11 protein-coding genes are annotated in these 16,368 nt (G+C 51.4%); 9 read left to right on the forward strand and 2 right to left on the reverse strand.

Annotation, left to right across the window (positions count from 1 at the left end):
- Entirely contained in the window at positions 1-669 is a 669-nt protein-coding gene (locus HUF18_RS19140) for a PIG-L deacetylase family protein (protein ID WP_225693497.1), read from the forward strand.
- A gap of 2 nt (positions 670-671) precedes the next feature.
- Positions 672-1,841, forward strand: coding sequence for a class I SAM-dependent methyltransferase (locus HUF18_RS19145; protein ID WP_225693499.1), 1,170 nt, complete (start codon positions 672-674; stop codon positions 1,839-1,841).
- 43 nt (positions 1,842-1,884) lie between these two features.
- Here HUF18_RS19145 and HUF18_RS19150 read toward each other — a convergent pair whose 3' ends face one another.
- Complete coding sequence (locus tag HUF18_RS19150; RefSeq protein WP_225693501.1) at positions 1,885-3,915, reverse strand: motility associated factor glycosyltransferase family protein; 2,031 nt, start codon at positions 3,913-3,915, stop codon at positions 1,885-1,887.
- A gap of 319 nt (positions 3,916-4,234) precedes the next feature.
- Between HUF18_RS19150 and HUF18_RS19155 the strand changes: the two genes are divergently transcribed.
- The 4 genes from HUF18_RS19155 to HUF18_RS19170 all read left to right on the forward strand — a co-directional run bounded on the left by HUF18_RS19155 (position 4,235) and on the right by HUF18_RS19170 (position 12,249).
- Positions 4,235-7,108 carry a flagellin N-terminal helical domain-containing protein gene (locus HUF18_RS19155; protein ID WP_145465815.1) on the forward strand — a complete coding sequence of 958 codons (2,874 nt, stop codon included), beginning with the start codon at positions 4,235-4,237 and terminating at the stop codon, positions 7,106-7,108.
- Positions 7,109-7,173: 65 nt separating this feature from the next.
- A complete protein-coding gene (locus HUF18_RS19160) occupies positions 7,174-7,557 on the forward strand; it encodes a flagellar protein FlaG (protein ID WP_145465814.1) in 384 nt (127 codons plus the stop codon).
- Positions 7,558-7,694: 137 nt separating this feature from the next.
- Positions 7,695-11,645 (forward strand): flagellar filament capping protein FliD, encoded by a 3,951-nt coding sequence (fliD, locus tag HUF18_RS19165; protein ID WP_225693503.1) that lies wholly within the window; start codon positions 7,695-7,697, stop codon positions 11,643-11,645.
- A gap of 166 nt (positions 11,646-11,811) precedes the next feature.
- The gene (locus HUF18_RS19170; protein WP_225693505.1) at positions 11,812-12,249 is read left to right on the forward strand and encodes an ester cyclase; all 438 of its coding nucleotides are present in this window, start codon (positions 11,812-11,814) and stop codon (positions 12,247-12,249) included.
- 88 nt (positions 12,250-12,337) lie between these two features.
- Here HUF18_RS19170 and HUF18_RS19175 read toward each other — a convergent pair whose 3' ends face one another.
- A complete protein-coding gene (locus HUF18_RS19175; RefSeq protein ID WP_145465811.1) occupies positions 12,338-12,532 on the reverse strand; it encodes a (2Fe-2S)-binding protein in 195 nt (64 codons plus the stop codon).
- A 324-nt stretch (positions 12,533-12,856) separates the two neighbouring features.
- Here HUF18_RS19175 and prfB point away from each other — a divergent pair.
- From prfB to ung, 3 genes are all read left to right on the forward strand, one after another.
- Positions 12,857-13,952, forward strand: a protein-coding gene (gene prfB / locus HUF18_RS19180) for a peptide chain release factor 2 (protein ID WP_145465810.1) whose coding sequence is annotated in 2 segments (ribosomal slippage) — positions 12,857-12,928 and positions 12,930-13,952 — 1,095 coding nt in all. Because the reading frame shifts where the segments join, the coding sequence is not laid out codon by codon here.
- A 38-nt stretch (positions 13,953-13,990) separates the two neighbouring features.
- Complete coding sequence (lysS, locus tag HUF18_RS19185; protein WP_225693507.1) at positions 13,991-15,523, forward strand: lysine--tRNA ligase; 1,533 nt, start codon at positions 13,991-13,993, stop codon at positions 15,521-15,523.
- Positions 15,524-15,630: 107 nt separating this feature from the next.
- On the forward strand, positions 15,631-16,308 hold the full coding sequence (gene ung, locus HUF18_RS19190; RefSeq protein ID WP_145465809.1) for a uracil-DNA glycosylase: 678 nt from the start codon (positions 15,631-15,633) through the stop codon (positions 16,306-16,308).
- Positions 16,309-16,368 lie beyond the last annotated feature (60 nt).

Genomic DNA, 16,368 nt, shown 5'->3' on the forward strand with positions numbered 1-16,368 from the left:
ATGAAACGGATACTGATTATCGCCGCCCATGCCGATGATGAAGTGCTGGGTGCCGGAGGAATAATCCATCGCTGGGTCAGAGAAGGTAAAGACGTTGCCTGTTTATTTCTGGCTGATGGTGAGACATCGCGTGCCGGTGGCGAAGAGCGCATCGGCCAGCGGACCTGTGGTGCAGAGGCGGCCGCTGCTGTACTGGGTCATCAGATTCTGGCAACGCTGAACTTTCCCGATAACCGGCTTGATCAGGTTCCTTTGCTGGATATTGTGCAGGCAATTGAACCTCATATTGCTGCTTATGCACCGGATACGGTACTGACCCATTCTGCCGCCGATCTTAATGCTGATCACCGCCGGGCGCTGGAGGCAACGCTGACAGCTTGTCGGCCTTTACCTGGCCATCCGGTACGGCGAATTGCCAGCTTTGAGGTGGTGAGCGCAACCGGCTGGAATCCGGCCAGTGCTGCTTTTAACCCTAATTGCTATATCTCGCTGAGTGAGCAGGACTGGAATAAAAAACAGGAAGCTCTGCAGTGTTACGATGCGGAAATGCGGGCTTATCCTCATTATCGTTCCTATCAGGCGATCGATGCACTGGCGCAGATGCGCGGAGCCAGTGCGGGGGTTGAACGGGCAGAGGCATTAACTATTTTACGTTGGCTGGAGAACTGAGTATGACGGATCAAAAAACTATCTGCCCGGTGTGTTCCGGCGAACAGTCAGAAACTCTGTTAACGCTGAAAAAATTTCCGGTGTATCAGCATCCGGTTCCGGCAGGGGCGGCGCTGGAGCCTCCTTTTGAGGTCGATATTGAATATGGCTTATGCCGTGATTGCGGTCAGGCTTATCAGCGGCATTATGACAAATCTGTGCTGGAAAACCTGTATAAACAGCATTACTACACGCCACGACCAGGCCATATAGGAACAAAATTTACTCAGGATTTTGTCGGCTTTTTCAAGGAATGTGTCGCCGGGCAGGAGCAACGCTTTCAGAGCGTGCTGGAAATCGGCTGTTCTGCTGCAGAGGTGCTGGGTGAGATTCGCACACTGTATCCGCAGATGGAGTATCTGGGCATCGAGCCAAATGATGAAACACGGGAGCAAGCCGAGGGGCAGGGGTTCTGCGTTTATAACAGTTTTTTCAACCGCTCATTTGCAGAAGCACTGGGGCGGAAAGTGGATATTATTTACAGCCGCCATGTGATTGAACACGTCTTTGACTTTGATGAATATATTGCTTCAGCATCCATGCTGTTGAATCCCGACGGGGCAATGTTTATTGAAACTCCGGGTCTGGATTGGGCAATCGAACATGAAAGCCGGGCGCCTTTTCATGTTGAACATGTAAGCCTGTTTTGCAAGCATTCGCTGCAGGTTCTGCTGGCCCGGCATGGCTGGTTTATTCAGAAATATCAGGTTTCCGATGTTGGTAACCTGATTGCATTCTGTACCCGTGACCGTGAGCAGGCACTGAGTTTTTCGGTGCCAGAGAATATTGGTCATTTTCAGCAGGGGATTGATGCACAGAAGCAACGGCTGGCGGAGCAGATTTCCGGACGGAAGATTGCAATGTGGGGAGCGGGTGCCGGTGGCCGGGCATTAATGAGTTTTCTGGACTTTGTCCCGGACGTTATTCTTGATGGTAACCCGAATAAATCAGAAAGAATTTTTGCCGGTTATGAGCAGTGCCGGATTCAATCAGCCGAAGAATGGATCGCTCAGAACAAAGACGACGCCAGCCAGTGGATTATGGTGGTCGCGTCGTCCTTCTATGATGAAATTGCACAGTCATTACAGGCTTATGGCTGGCATGGCGATGCAACTTATCCTTATCGTTATTAATACTTATGCTGGAATAGTTCATCTGTGAACCATAGCCCGGTGGCTATGGTTCATATTCCGGACAATCCGGATCATCAATCGCGGTATGAATCCATGGATCTGAGTCGTTAAATTCTTTGCTGACGACGTTGTGTACATGATCCGGTACGGTATTAATAAAGTGACGGAAATTGGTTTCCCAGCGCTCTATATATTCAGCCATTTTTTCCGGTGAATTCTGCAGTTTAAGGGCAACAGAGGCACCGGCATGCAGGTAATGCCATATGGCTCCGCGGATTAAGAACTGCAGAGCACCATAGCGGCTCAGGCCAAAGGACAGATACTGACCGACGATATGCAGATTCTGATAATGCTGCGTCAGGGTTTTCTGGCCACTGCCCATCATGTTCAGAATATCATCGGCGATCTTTCTCAGATTACTTTCCAGTTCATCAGTCCGTTGCTGCAGGAATTCCGGTGAAAAGACGGCCCTTCTCCTGCCTGACATAAGCTGAAGATCGTTTTCCTTTTTCGCGGCCGATGACTCCATCAGCGAACAGAATCGGGACTGCTCCATGTGCTCAGCGTTTTCGATTTTTGCACCATTAGCGCAGTTATAAACTTCAATCGCCCTGTTTTTCAGGAAATAACTGATGTCTGATTCAAGCCGGCGTCTCGAGGCGTTATAAATCATGGTTGTCTGCATTGGTAAGCCATCAACCGATTCAATCTCAATCAGATCCTGCTGCTGGTAATTGGTGGATTGCTTCACCAGATCAGAGCGCTGCTCACTGTAATAAATCGAATTCTTGGAGTGGTGTGAACCGGTATTACGGAAACCGTAGTCCGTACCAAACAGGAATACCTGTTGGTGGTTCAGGTGATAGCAGATAGCCAGCGCGGCGTTGGTGCAGGTCGGGGTTGTGCCACGGATCTGGTCGGTTAAGTCTTTGCTCAGCTCGTGAATGGCAGTGGAGTCTTTGGTAAAAAGCATTACCCTGCCAAACATCGGCGGAATTTTCGGCGTTGTCTGCGCCGAGCAGATCAGGGTGATATCCTGCAGATATTCCGGGTCATTAATTTCACTGATCACCCGGAAAGGCTCATAGTGTGATTCAATTTCGATATGGAAATCCGGCTTAATGCCCTGTTTGTATAATGCGCGCAGTGCTGTCCCGGCCGAATAGAGTACGGCTTTGCCCTGATATTTGCGGATATCTTCGATGCGGTCATCGAGGGATGGCCCAGAACCTATGATAAAAGCCGGGCAGTTCATGGCTTGTTTATCGGCCAGTGGCAGCAGTTCGTTCCCTGCGCGGAAATTATGCAGGGCGTTATTCATCTGATTGATTTCGTCGTCGTAATACCCCCAGAGCGAGAGATACACCTTCAGATCTTTCTGGATTTTTTTGATGACCTTGCGGTACTTATCCTGGTTGCGGTGATTATATAAATAGGTACACAGGGAAAAGCTGGGCGGATGATCAATCAGCTGATTCCAGAGCACCGCATACTGATCGGTGGCCAGCTTAAAGTCACCAATGACCAGCTGGATGGATTTTCCGCGCTCGCTGAATTTCAGGAAAATGGCTTCCCAGTCGATGCAGTACAGAGAGGTGACAAATTCTTCCGGATCGGTTTCGTAAATAATCAGGGCGAGTATTTCCCGCCGGTTGACCAGCTCTTCTATATGGAAACCGGCGCCAATCCCCATGATGGCCACCAGAGCGAGGAAGTCCGGGATCTGGTAATCCTCGCTCTGATCAACCTGTGTGTCCTGGTACAGGCGGGTGATTGAGCGGGAGAAATAGCGTTGTGCCTTAAAGGCGTTCGCGCCATGGGGCCTGAGACCATGGATGGCATTACCCGGAGCGACGATAGTGTTGAACTGTTCGGCCTCTTGCCGGGCGAACGCTCTGGCATCACCGTTATAAAAGTAAGCATTACCGCTGTGAATATCGACCCGGCCATGATCGTCCATATCCAGCGTCAGCTTCCGCAGGGGCGTGTTCTGCGCCAGATTGTAGAGATAGGGGTAGTGCTGCTGCAGGTAAGCGATGTTCTTGTTGAATCTGATTTCGGCAGGGTGCGTCATAAAAGCCTCTCTTTTCATTGAACAAAGCAATATACATGCCTGTGAAGCCCCGGGAGCCATCGTTGCGGGAGTGATGTGTCGCTGTTTTTATTCTGGCTGATTTTTTGTCGTTTTTTTGACATTCAGAATAATTTCCAATGGTTTCAAGCGTTTAAGAATTCCGTGTTGATTGGAATTGTGTCGTGATATTGGCGCAAAAAAAATTCTAAAGATCCTGCCGGGTGTGCCGTTAAAAGGTATGACAAAGACAGAGGGAGTGCAGCAACGTTGCTACTACAGCACAGCGCTGGCTCTGTAACGCAGGTACAGGAGAAACACCATGCCTCAAATTATTAATACCAACATTGCCTCTATTAACGCGCAGCGCAATCTGGATAAATCCCAGTCTGCCAACCAACAGGCTCTGCAACGTTTATCTTCTGGTCTGCGTATTAACAGTGCCAAAGATGACGCCGCGGGTCTGGCGATTTCTACCCGTTTCACATCTCAGATCAAAGGTCTGAATGTGGCCGTGCGTAACGCCGGTGACGGTATCGCACTGGCTCAGACGGCTGAAGGTGCGCTGGGTTCTATGAACGACAACCTGCAGCGTATCCGTGAACTGGCGGTACAGTCTGCTAACGCCACCAACTCCGACGTTGACCGTGAAGCTCTTCAGGCTGAGGTTGATCAGCTGGTTGCTGAAATTTCACGTACTGCTGATGAAACCGACTTCAACGGCCGTAAACTGCTGGACGGTTCTTTCAAAGCAACCTTCCAAATCGGTGCTAACGCTGGTCAGACTGTGGACGTATCCATTGCCGAACTGACTGCCAGCAAGCTGGGTTCCAGCAAAGAAAGCGGTATCAGTGCCATCGGTACTGACAACGCGCTGGCTAACGGCGACCTGATCATTAACGGTGTAGCGATTACCGCTTCCCGTGCAGAAGATGATTCTGCTTCCACCAGTGGTGCGGATGCTTCCGCTATCTCCAAAGCGGCTGCAGTAAACCGTCACTCCGCAGAGACCGGTGTGTCTGCGCAGGTGAATGAAAACACTGTTTCCGGTTCTGAAATGACGGCTTCTGCTGCCAGCGGAACCATCAGCCTGAACGGTGTGAACATTGATATTCAAACCTCTAACGATGGCTCTACTACCCGTGCCTCGGTACTCGAAGCGATTAACGCTGTGTCTGATCAGACCGGTGTTGTTGCGGTTGATACCGGCTTCGATAAAGGTGGTGTGCAGCTGGTTGCCGCTGATGGCCGTAACGTTGACATCAATCTGGGCACTCTGAGTGCCGCTCAGACTGGTCTGGCTGCTACGGGCGTGTACGAAGGTGGTTTCACTCTGATCGCCGATGGTGACGTGAAAGAAATCGTGATCGAAGGTGGTAACGGTACCGGTAACGGTGACCTGTCCAATGCTGGTCTGGTTGCAGGTACTTATGAATCAGGTCAGGCCAGTGTGGTCAGCGATGCCCAGACTCAGGATATCTCTGCCGCGAACGCAACCCCTGCCGGTACTTTCGTCAGTGTTGCCAGCGCAGCAGCATCCGGTTTCGATACCACCACTTCTATCGGCTATGAAGTAACCGTTAACGGTGCTACTTCCATCGGTACTATGGCCAGTGGTGGTTTCGTGAACAACCTGGCAGCAGCCATCTCCAATGTGGCCGGTGTGACCGCTTATGAAAGCGTCAAACTGACTGTCACTATGGCAACTACCGCGACAGCCATTGAGCTGGGTACCGGTACCAGTGGTGCAATGATCAGCTTCACTGCGGGTTCAACCGCAACCGTTGCTGCACAGAATGCTGCTGATGCAATCAACGCCCGTGACTTCTCTGCTGAGAATCTGGATGTAAGCGCTACCGTAAACTCTGCCGGTGCACTGGTTCTGGATGTGAAGAACTTCTCCACAACCACAGCAGGCTCTGCGGGTCTGGTGGTGTTCGATACTTCAGGCGCGATTGGTAACGTTGCGGTGGGCACTAACGCTGCTGCTGCATTCCAGGCTTCCGGTACTAACAATATTGTACAGGGCTCTCTGGCCTTCCAGTCTGACGACGGTACTAAAGTGACTGTTGCTCTGTCTGATCCGGATGATGCCGGCCAGTTACTGGCATCAGGCACCACCAGTGTGACCACTGCTTATGATGGTGTGAACGGTCTGAAAGACGGTGACCTGACCATTAACGGCGTGAGTATCAAAGCTGCAGAAACCAGCGAAGATAAGGCGAGTGCCGAGTTTGCATCTGACGGTTCCCGTATCCTGTCGTCCAACAAAACCTTGTCCGGTATCGCTGTCGCGGCCGCGATCAATGAAGTATCGGATGAGACCGGTGTGCAGGCGACTGTGAATCCAACCGAAGTTGTTGGTGGTACTGCAGTGACCCAGGCAGAGGCGAATGCCTTCGAGAATGGTGATCAGGCGGGTATCTACATCAACGGTGTGTCTCTTGGTTCGGTAACCCTGCAGACTGATTCCGGCGGTAACATTGATTACGCTAAATCCCGTGCTGATGCGATTGCACTGATCAATCAGAGCGCAGGTCAGACCGGTGTTACTGCAATCGATAACGGTGAGTCTATCTCTCTGACCGCTGCCGATGGCCGCAACATCTCGATTGCGATTGATGATAAGTCTGGTTCTTCATCTTCAATCGGTCGTGTATTCGGTCTGGACTCTGCGGTAGAGGGTATCGGTGAAGCGACCTTTGGTCAGGGTGGTACAAGTACTAAGTCTTCTGTTGAAGCAGATACTTACGAAACTACTTACTCAACCGTGAAACTGACTTCTGCGAAAGAAATTGAAGTCAACGTCGGCAGCAACGGTAATACCGAGCTTGAAGCTCTGGGCTTCAACACCGGTACTTACGGTGGTGGCGAAAACGGTCAGTTCCTGACAGAGATCGATATTTCGACCTTCGAAGGTGCTACTGCTGCGATCACTGCGATCGACAACGCGATTGGTCAGGTGGCCAGCCAGCGTGCCGACCTCGGTGCGATCCAGAACCGTATGAGCTCTACTGTAAGTAACCTGCAGGTGACCTCTGAGAACCTGAACTCTGCGAACTCACGGATTCAGGATGCGGACTTCGCGGCTGAAACCGCCGAGCTGTCCCGTACTCAGGTACTGCAGCAGGCAGGTATCTCGGTTCTGGCTCAGGCGAACGCTGCCGGTCAGCAGGTTCTGTCTCTTCTGGGATAATAGCGGACTGATGGGGAAGGCCAGCCTTCCCCAGGCTGCTTAACCAAGAACCTGAGAGGTGACTTATGAACGAGCTGAAATTGAATGTGGTAGACCATACAGCTGTATCACCCTCAGCTACAGCCGGAAAGAAAGCTTACGCCAAGGCGGCAAGTGATCCGGTTGCAGGTTCCGATAGCGGCAAGTCTTTGCCGGTTGGAACTGAGAAAGTTGCGGAACTGAATAAGGACCAGGTCAGAGAAGCAATTTCCCGTATCAATGAGTATGTACAGCAAACTGAAAGAACACTGGATTTCCAGCTGGACGAAGATAGCGGCAAGACCATTATCCGCGTCTATGACCGGGCGTCATCGGAACTGATCCGACAGATTCCCAGTGAGCTGGCTCTGGAACTGGCGCAGAAATTGAATGATGAAGAACCATCTTTATTGTTCAGCGCACAAGTTTAGGTGATCAGTGTATGGGTTAGGTAAACAACCCTTCAGAAAACCCTGCATTGGCCGATAAAGCCAGTACAGGGTTTTTTGTTTCAGGGCCATCTACGCTTGATACAGACCGGATGGTTCGGTAACACGGGGGAACAGGTATGGCGTCCATAGAATCACTGGGATTAGGGTCTGGAGTTCTGACCACTGATCTGGTGGAAAAAATCATCAGTGCAGAGAAAGAAGCGACCTCGCTGCGTCTGGATAGCCGTCAGCAGCTGGTGGAAGCCAAAATCACCGCCTATGGTGAGATTCAGTCGATGATGGCGAAGGTACAGTCTGCGGCCAACAGCTTATCCAGCCCGAGTCTGGTAAGTTCAACCACGGCAACTTCGTCTGATGAAGATATTCTGACCGCAACAACCTCCAGTCTGTCTGAGCCGGGCACCTATAACGTCGAAGTGCTGAACACGGCTAAATCCCATTCCCTGGCAACACAAACCTACAGCAGCTTTGACGAAATTATTGGTACCGGAAAACTGGTATTCACCTTTGGTGATATCACCTATGGCGCCGGTGGCAATTTTGTCAGCCAGGACCTGAATCCGGATCGTCTCGGCAAAACCATTACCATCGACGACTCCAACCGCACCCTCAGTGGTATCCGCGACGCGATCAATAATGCCGATATGGGTGTAACCGCCAGTATCATCAACGATGGCAGCGGCTATCGTCTGCTGATGACCTCGGAAGAAACCGGGGCTGAAAATGCCATGCGTATTGTCGCGCTGGACGAGTCCGGCGCCATGCTCAGTGGCGGGCTGGGAGCGCTGGCATTTAATGAAAACCAGAACACTGCTGCCAATATGAGCCAGACCAGCCGCGGCGAAGACGCCCAGCTGAATGTTAACGGCCTGACCATTACCCGCAGCAGTAACTCCGTAGATGAAGTGATTAAAGGGGTGACCCTTAATCTTAAAAATGCCGATGTCGGTAAAAACATCAGCGTTACAGTCAGTGCCGATACCGATAAATTAGCTGAAAGTATCCAGGGCTTTGTCGATGCCTATAACGAGCTGAAAAGCTTTGTCGATGATTTGTCCGGTTATGATGCTGATAAACGACAGGCGGGCCTGTTGCTGGGGGATTCGACGATTCGCAGCATGATGTCGCAGATCCGCGCCATGATCAGTGAGCCCATTGTTGGCTTAACCGGTAAATACCGTTCGCTGACTGAGCTTGGGGTTGATACCAACCGGGATAATGACTACCAGCTGGATTTTAATACCACCAAATTCAAAAAAGCGATGGCCGAAGACCGGGCGTCGATTGTGGGCCTGCTGGCTAAATCCGGTACCACCACCGACAGCCAGATTACTTACGTTAACGACTCAATCAATACCAAGCCGGGCACCTATGACGTCAACATTACTCAGTTAGCGAGTCAGGCTAAATACGTTGGTGGATCACTGTCTTCGCTGGATTTTTCTTCACCGGTTGTGATTGACGAAAGCAACGATAATTTCCGTATTAACGTAAATGGCCAGACGGCCAGTATTGAACTTACCCATGGCAGTTACAGCTCTGGTGAGGATCTGGCTAAGCAATTGGCGCTGCAGATTAACAGCAGTGAAACCCTGTCTAAATATGGGCACAGTGTTTCGGTTGATTACAATGCCACGGATAAAAACTTTTCCATTACCTCAAACAAATACGGCTCTGAGTCTCAGGTGTATTTTGCGGCTGTCGATCCTAATCTGGCCAACACACTGGGCTTTAATAAGCTCGGTCAGGGGACCTATAAAGGCGTCGAACTGACCACACTGAATGCCGAAGCTTTTAATGGCAAAGGCGCCACGACTCAGATCGGCAATACGTCAGTGTCAGCCAGTACCGGAATCAATTTTTCGGTCAGTAACGCGAGCTTTTCTCTCGACGTTGATGGTAATGGTCCGGTAGCGGTCGTGGTTAATCAGAATGCCAATGGCCAGGATCTGAATGGTGACGGGGTATTTGGTGACAGAAAAGATACCCTGCAGGCTATCCAGACTGCCATCGATGCGACAGCCCTGAATGGTCAGGTAACGGCGTCGTTTGATGATAACGGTTATCTGATTTTTGAGACCGTTGCTGAGGGCACTGCACGCAGTATTGAGCTGACCGCTGTTGGCTCTAATACCACGGATGTACAGCTGGGTCTTAATGGTACTCAGGGCGTACAGACTAACGGTAAAGATCCGGGCCTGACCTTTGGCTCACCGGTTGAATTTAATGTACAGGTCGATGGGATCGAAAGTGCTACCAAGGTTTCTGTGCCGGCCGGTACCTATGCAACAGGCGATGCCTTAGCAGCAGAAATTCAGAATCAGTTAAATATTACGCTGGCCGGTGATGCTAATTTTGCCGGTGCGGTTAAAGGTGCGGAAACTGCAACGGCAACCCGTGATATCAGCACCAATATTGATTTTTCCACAACTAATGCCGGCTTTCGTCTGAATGTGTCGGGTGTGGAAAAAGATGTGCTGGTTAACAGCGATTCCGGTGACAATATCGTGGATATTCAGACCGCACTGGATAATGCTTTTGGTGCTGGAGTGGTCAGTGCCAGTCTGGATGGAACCGGGCTGAAATTAACTACGGTAGCAACCGGGCACGAAGAATATATTGAAGTTGTCAGCGACGGCCGCGGCGCGCAAAGCAGCAGCTTTGCTGATATTTCTGCCGGTATTGATTTCAGTGGCGGGCAGAATGCAACCTTCACCCTGACGCTGGATGGCGTCGATATCAATGTGGATGTAAACGGCGATGGCACAACCGGCAGTAATAATGCCGACTCCAATCTGATCGTTATCCAGCAGGCGCTGGATACTGCACTGGCTGCGACCGGGCAATTTGCTGCCGGAGATGTGAAAGCCCGTGTTGATGGCAGTGGCCAGCTGTACTTTGAAACCCAGAGTAAAGACGGTGTTAAAACCGCGGCGACCTTTGGCTCCGGAGCTGCTCTGGAAATTAAAAATCTGGGTGGCACCGCCGTAAGCTCACTGGGTCTTGCGGCTGAAACTGTCAGCAATGGTTATGATGGACTTGGCCTGACCGACACCTCCAGAACCTTTGGCTACGATCTGGATGCAGTGGTTGATTATGTTTACGATCCGGAATCAGATCTTGGCTCCCTGAATATCACCATTGGTGGTCAGGGCACAGCCGTTGGTTTTACCGGACTGGACAGTTCGTCGATTGCTTTCCTCGGTCTGCAGGATGTCAGCCAGTACTCGCCCTCAACGGCTAAAGGCAAAGACGTTGCCGGTACCATTAACGGCATAGAAGCAACGGGTAATGGCCAGTTCCTGCGAGCCGTTGATGGTAATGTGAAAGCCAGTAACGGTTATTACATCGGTAATGAAGCGGCGGACTTTTCGACCCCGGTGAATATCGATGCAACCAATAACACTTTTAAGATCAAGATCGATGGTGTTGAAGCCGAGGTGACATTAAATCAGCCTGCGACTTATAACAGTGGCGCAACGCTGGCGCAGGCATTGCAACAGGCGATTAATGATACCGCGGCATTTAAAGATGAAAGCATTGCCGTCAAAGTGGAATTCACCAGCGATCCGGCATCCTTTGCAAATAATAAATTCGGCATTATTTCAGCTTCAACCGGTGCATCGTCATCTGTTGAAATGACGGATTTCTCCAATGAAGCGGCGGCCATTTTTGGTTTTGTTCGCGGTGCCGGGGATGGTGAGCCGGGTAAAGATCAGGTGGGTACGATCGATGATGCTTCCGGTCTGCGTCTGAAAATTACCGGTGGCAATATCGGCGAGCGCGGTAGCGTTACCTATATCACCGGTTTTGGCGATCAGCTGAAAGATATTATGGACAGTTTCCTTAATGGCCAGAAAAGCGTCATCGGGGTTAAACAGTCGGGGCTGGATGATGAACTGGAAGCGGTGGATAAAGACCGTGAGCGGATGGAAGCACGTATTTCTGCGCAGGAAGCCAGACTTAAAGCCCAGTTCCTGTACAACGATTCCATCATTCAGACGCTCAATACCACGCTGGATTATGTGAAGCAGCAGTTTGAAGCAATGAATAACTCCAAGAAATAACCCCTGACCCGGACAGGGACGTCGCGGACTATAGCTGAATGTGAGATATATCGCACATAAGATTAGATTGGCAAATTGCGCCACCCTGGTACAGAATGCCTGAGTACTTAGTTGAACCGGTCACATCGGTTCGGCAGGAGTTCCACTTTTAGGGCAGGGATGTGCCATGTCAGACCATAATAAACAACTCGTAGAGCATTTTATTAATCTGTCCTGGAATACCGGACGTTTCAGTCTGTTGCGTCAGATTGCCACCCCCGATTTTGTTTACCATACGACGTTTGCTGAAGGGTTTAAGGACATTGATTCCTTCGTCGAATACGTCAAACAAATTCGCACTTCCATCGTCGATCTTGATGTCTCCATTGAAGAAATCATGGCGGAAGGTGATCGCGTTATAACGATATCGACATTCAGTGGATCTTTTCAGAAGCCACTGTTTGGTTTTCCCCCAAATAATAAAGTTATTGGCTTCAGTGCGGTGTCTACCTGGGACATTCGCCGGGGAAGAGTCTGCAGCCAGAATACACTGGTCGATCTGGCCGGGCTGCAGCGTCAGATGGCTCAGGACTGGGGAAGCGGCCCGGTACGGGCAGCCGGATAAAAGCTTTGTGTCGTAACTCTTGATCAATATGTCAGCCAATAAAAAAGAGCGCCGGAGCGCTCTTTTTTGCATCTGGATGGCTGTTTTCTCAGCTGGCTACTGCGAACTCGCAGGGTGGCAGGCGGGATGTATGCTCACGGATCATCTGCTTAGCGCTCTGACCGCAGCAGCCGCAGTCGGTACCAACGCCCAGCTTCTGACGGATTTGGGCATAACTGTCGCCTTGCTCGACAGCCTGCTCAATCTGTTGCTGGGTAACGGCTTTGCACAAACATACGTACATGGTAATCAAATCCGGATGCGAATCACTTTGATTTGTAATTTAATCTTAATGCGAAGGATTTGCAATAGCCTTATTAGATATTTCCTATCTACGTCATAAGCAGTAGCAACATCCAGAGCAGCCATGGTTTCAATCACCACCTGTAGCCGCTGTGCTCTTCAGGCCCCGGCTGAGCTGTCTTGCTGCGCGGTCTCAGCCTGAAACACACTCGCATCCGGCGCCTGACTTCTGTAAAATGCTGCCTCTTTTTTGTCGCCAGCGCCCTGAGCGCCGGCCGTACTGACTCCGACCGGCCTGTCTGCCGGATGACAACAGGGTATTACATTGGAAATTAATCCGATCCTCGAAACCATCAAAGACCTGAAAGCGCGCACCGACGTGCTTAGGGGGTATCTTTGACTACGCCAACAAGCTTGAGCGTCTGGAAGAAGTAGAACAGGAACTGTCACAGGGCGACGTCTGGGATAACCCGGAACGTGCGCAGGAGCTGGGCAAAGAACGCTCAGCTCTGGAAAATGTGGTCAAAACCATTGATACCCTGGATACCGGCCTGAGTGACGCCCGTGACCTGCTGGACATGGCTGTTGAGGAAAATGACGAAAACTCGGTAGAAGATATCCGCGCCGAACTTGCTGCCTTGCAGAAAGAACTGGAAGTGCTGGAATTCCGCCGTATGTTCTCCGGCGAACTGGACCCGAACAACTGCTACGTTGAAATCCAGTCCGGCTCCGGCGGCACTGAAGCCCAGGATTGGGCGAATATGATGCTGCGTATGTACCTGCGCTGGATCGAAGCACATGGCTTCAAAGGCGAGCTGATGGAAGTGTCTGAAGGCGAAGTCGCGGGCATCAAAGGCGCCACTATCCGCGTCGAAGGTGAGTATGCCTACGGCTGGTTACGTACCGAAACCGGTGTACACCGTCTGGTGCGTAAGAGCCCGTTTGACTCCGGCAACCGTCGCCATACGTCGTTCTCATCGGTGTTCGTATCTCCGGAAGTGGACGATAACATTGACATCGAGATTAACCCGGCCGACCTGCGTATCGACGTTTACCGCGCCTCCGGTGCCGGTGGTCAGCACGTTAACCGGACAGAATCTGCAGTGCGTATTACTCACTTGCCGACCAATATTGTGACTCAGTGTCAGAACGACCGTTCGCAGCACAAGAACAAAGACCAGGCGATGAAACAGCTGAAAGCCAAGCTGTATGAGCTGGAAATGCAGAAACGTAATGCTGAGGCTCAGGCGCTGGAAGATACCAAGTCGGATATCGGCTGGGGCAGCCAGATCCGTTCTTACGTGCTTGACGATGCCCGTATCAAAGACCTGCGTACCGGGGTTGAAACCCGCAATACCCAGGCGGTACTGGACGGCGACCTTGACCAGTTTATCGAAGCGAGCCTGAAGAAAGGCCTGTAACCACACGCTTCGTATCATCTAATTTTTAGGGTAACACCATGACAGACAACAAAGTGACCGAGCAGCCAGCTCAGGATGAGAACAAACTGATCGCCGAGCGCCGCGCCAAGCTCGAACAGCTGCGCAGCAACTGCAAATCGAATGCTCACCCGAACGATTTCCGTCGTGAACATCTGGCCGGTGAACTGAAAGCCGAACACGGCAGCAAGAGTCAGGAAGAACTGGCCGCTGCCGGTATCCGTGTTGCTGTTGCCGGTCGAGTGATGCGTCGCGGTGGTCCTTTTGTGGGGATTCAGGACAGCACCGGCTCGATCCAGATTTACATGGCCAAAGGCATGCAGAAAGAAAGCGAAGCCTGGCAGGTTCTGGATCTGGGCGACATCGTTGCCGGTTCGGGTACGTTACACCTGTCCGGTAAAGGCGAGCTGTATGTCGATATCGACGAGCTCAGCAACTTCCGCATCCTGACCAAGGCACTGCGTCCGCTGCCGGATAAATTCCACGGTCTGGCCGACCAGGAAATGAAATACCGTCAGCGTTATGTTGACCTGATCATTAACGAAGATACCCGTCGTACCTTCCTGATCCGCTCAAAAATTATTGAAGGTATCCGTTACTTCCTGTCGCAGCGCGGCTTTATGGAAGTGGAAACCCCGATGCTGCAAACCATTCCCGGTGGCGCTTCGGCCAAGCCGTTTGAAACTCACCACAATGCACTGGGCATCGATATGTTCCTGCGTATTGCGCCGGAGCTGTATCTGAAGCGTCTGGTGGTGGGCGGTTTTGACCGCGTGTTCGAGATTAACCGTAACTTCCGTAACGAAGGTCTGAGCACCCGTCACAATCCTGAATTCACCATGATCGAGTTCTATCAGGCCTATGCCGATTACCGCGACATGATGGATACCACCGAAGCCATGCTGCGCTTTCTGGCGGAAAGCGTGCTCGGTACCACCACGCTGGAATACGGTGATGCGACCTACGACTTTGCCCAGCCATTTACCCGTATGAGCATGGTCGATGCCATCCTCAAATATAATCCGGAAATGGACGCGGCTGTTCTGCGCGATGCTGAAAACAACATCGAAACCCTGAAAGAGTATGCCCGCAGTGTAGGTATTCATCTGGGGCCGAAAGAAGCAGGCTGGGGTGCCGGTAAGCTGGTATGTGAAATCTTTGAAGCCACCGCCGAAGAGAAGCTGGATCAGCCGACCTTTATTACCGAATATCCGTGGGAAGTGTCACCACTGGCGCGTCGCAATGACGACAACCCGTTTGTGACCGACCGCTTTGAATTCTTTGTTGGCGGACGTGAGCTGGCCAATGGCTTCTCCGAGCTTAACGATGCCGAAGATCAGGCTGCCCGTTTCCGTAAGCAGGTTGAAGAAAAAGACGCCGGCGATGATGAAGCGATGCACTACGACGAAGACTACGTACGCGCGCTGGAATACGGTCTGCCACCAACGGCTGGTGAAGGTATTGGTATCGACCGTCTGGTGATGCTGTTTACCAACAGCCACACCATTAAAGACGTTATTCTGTTCCCGCACATGAAGCCTCTGGCGGACTAACGCTGAGCAGACGATAAAAAACAGGCAGCTTCGGCTGCCTGTTTTGTTAGGGCCTGTTGCCACAGATAACCCGGACAGTTAACAGACAGTTTTTAAGGATATTAATCATGGGAAAAGCCGGAGAATTACATCCATCCTGGCAGGCAGTGCTTGGTTCTGAACTGGAGCAGCCTTATATGCATAATCTGCGCGAATTTCTCAAGGCAGAGAAAGCGGCGGGTAAGGTTATCTTCCCTCCGGGTCCACAGATTTTTAATGCCTTCAATCACACGCCGTTTCAGCAGGTGCGTGTGGTGATTATTGGCCAGGACCCGTACCACGGTCCGGGGCAGGCTCATGGTTTAAGTTTTTCGGTACAGCCCGGGGTAAAAATTCCACCGTCACTGGTGAATATTTTTAAAGAAATTGAAGGTGATCTGGGGCTGCGTATGAGCGGCAGTGGTGATCTGACACCATGGGCTGATCAGGGCGTTTTATTATTGAATGCAACGCTGACGGTGGAGCAGGCCAATGCCGGTTCGCATCAGGGTAAGGGCTGGGAGCAGTTTACAGATGCGGCTATCCGCGCGCTGAATGAACAGCGTGAAGGGCTGGTATTTGTCCTCTGGGGCAGTTATGCGCAGAAAAAAGGTGCCGTGATTGATCCGCAGAAACACCTGGTGCTGAAGTCGGTGCATCCTTCACCGTTATCTGCGCACCGCGGCTTTTTTGGTAATCGCCAGTTCTCACGTATTAACGATTACCTTATTTCCCGTGGTGAGGCACCGATACAGTGGCAGCTTTAAGCGCAGGAAAATAAAGAGCAGGATTTATGGAGCGCGGCCAGATGGCAGCTCAGGTTCCGC

Origin of the sequence: Thalassolituus sp. ST750PaO-4, from assembly GCF_020320405.1 — a bacterium.
Taxonomy (GTDB): domain Bacteria; phylum Pseudomonadota; class Gammaproteobacteria; order Pseudomonadales; family Oceanobacteraceae; genus Venatoribacter; species Venatoribacter alkanivorans.

Coding starts and splice junctions, on each gene's coding strand:
- lysS (WP_225693507.1), top strand. CDS start 13,991: ATGACAGACAACAAAGTGACCGAGCAGCCAGCTCAGGATGAGAACAAA.
- HUF18_RS19170 (WP_225693505.1), top strand. CDS start 11,812: ATGTCAGACCATAATAAACAACTCGTAGAGCATTTTATTAATCTGTCC.
- HUF18_RS19140 (WP_225693497.1), top strand. CDS start 1: ATGAAACGGATACTGATTATCGCCGCCCATGCCGATGATGAAGTGCTG.
- fliD (WP_225693503.1), top strand. CDS start 7,695: ATGGCGTCCATAGAATCACTGGGATTAGGGTCTGGAGTTCTGACCACT.
- HUF18_RS19155 (WP_145465815.1), top strand. CDS start 4,235: ATGCCTCAAATTATTAATACCAACATTGCCTCTATTAACGCGCAGCGC.
- HUF18_RS19160 (WP_145465814.1), top strand. CDS start 7,174: ATGAACGAGCTGAAATTGAATGTGGTAGACCATACAGCTGTATCACCC.
- HUF18_RS19150 (WP_225693501.1), bottom strand. CDS start 3,915: ATGACGCACCCTGCCGAAATCAGATTCAACAAGAACATCGCTTACCTG.
- HUF18_RS19175 (WP_145465811.1), bottom strand. CDS start 12,532: ATGTACGTATGTTTGTGCAAAGCCGTTACCCAGCAACAGATTGAGCAG.
- HUF18_RS19145 (WP_225693499.1), top strand. CDS start 672: ATGACGGATCAAAAAACTATCTGCCCGGTGTGTTCCGGCGAACAGTCA.
- ung (WP_145465809.1), top strand. CDS start 15,631: ATGGGAAAAGCCGGAGAATTACATCCATCCTGGCAGGCAGTGCTTGGT.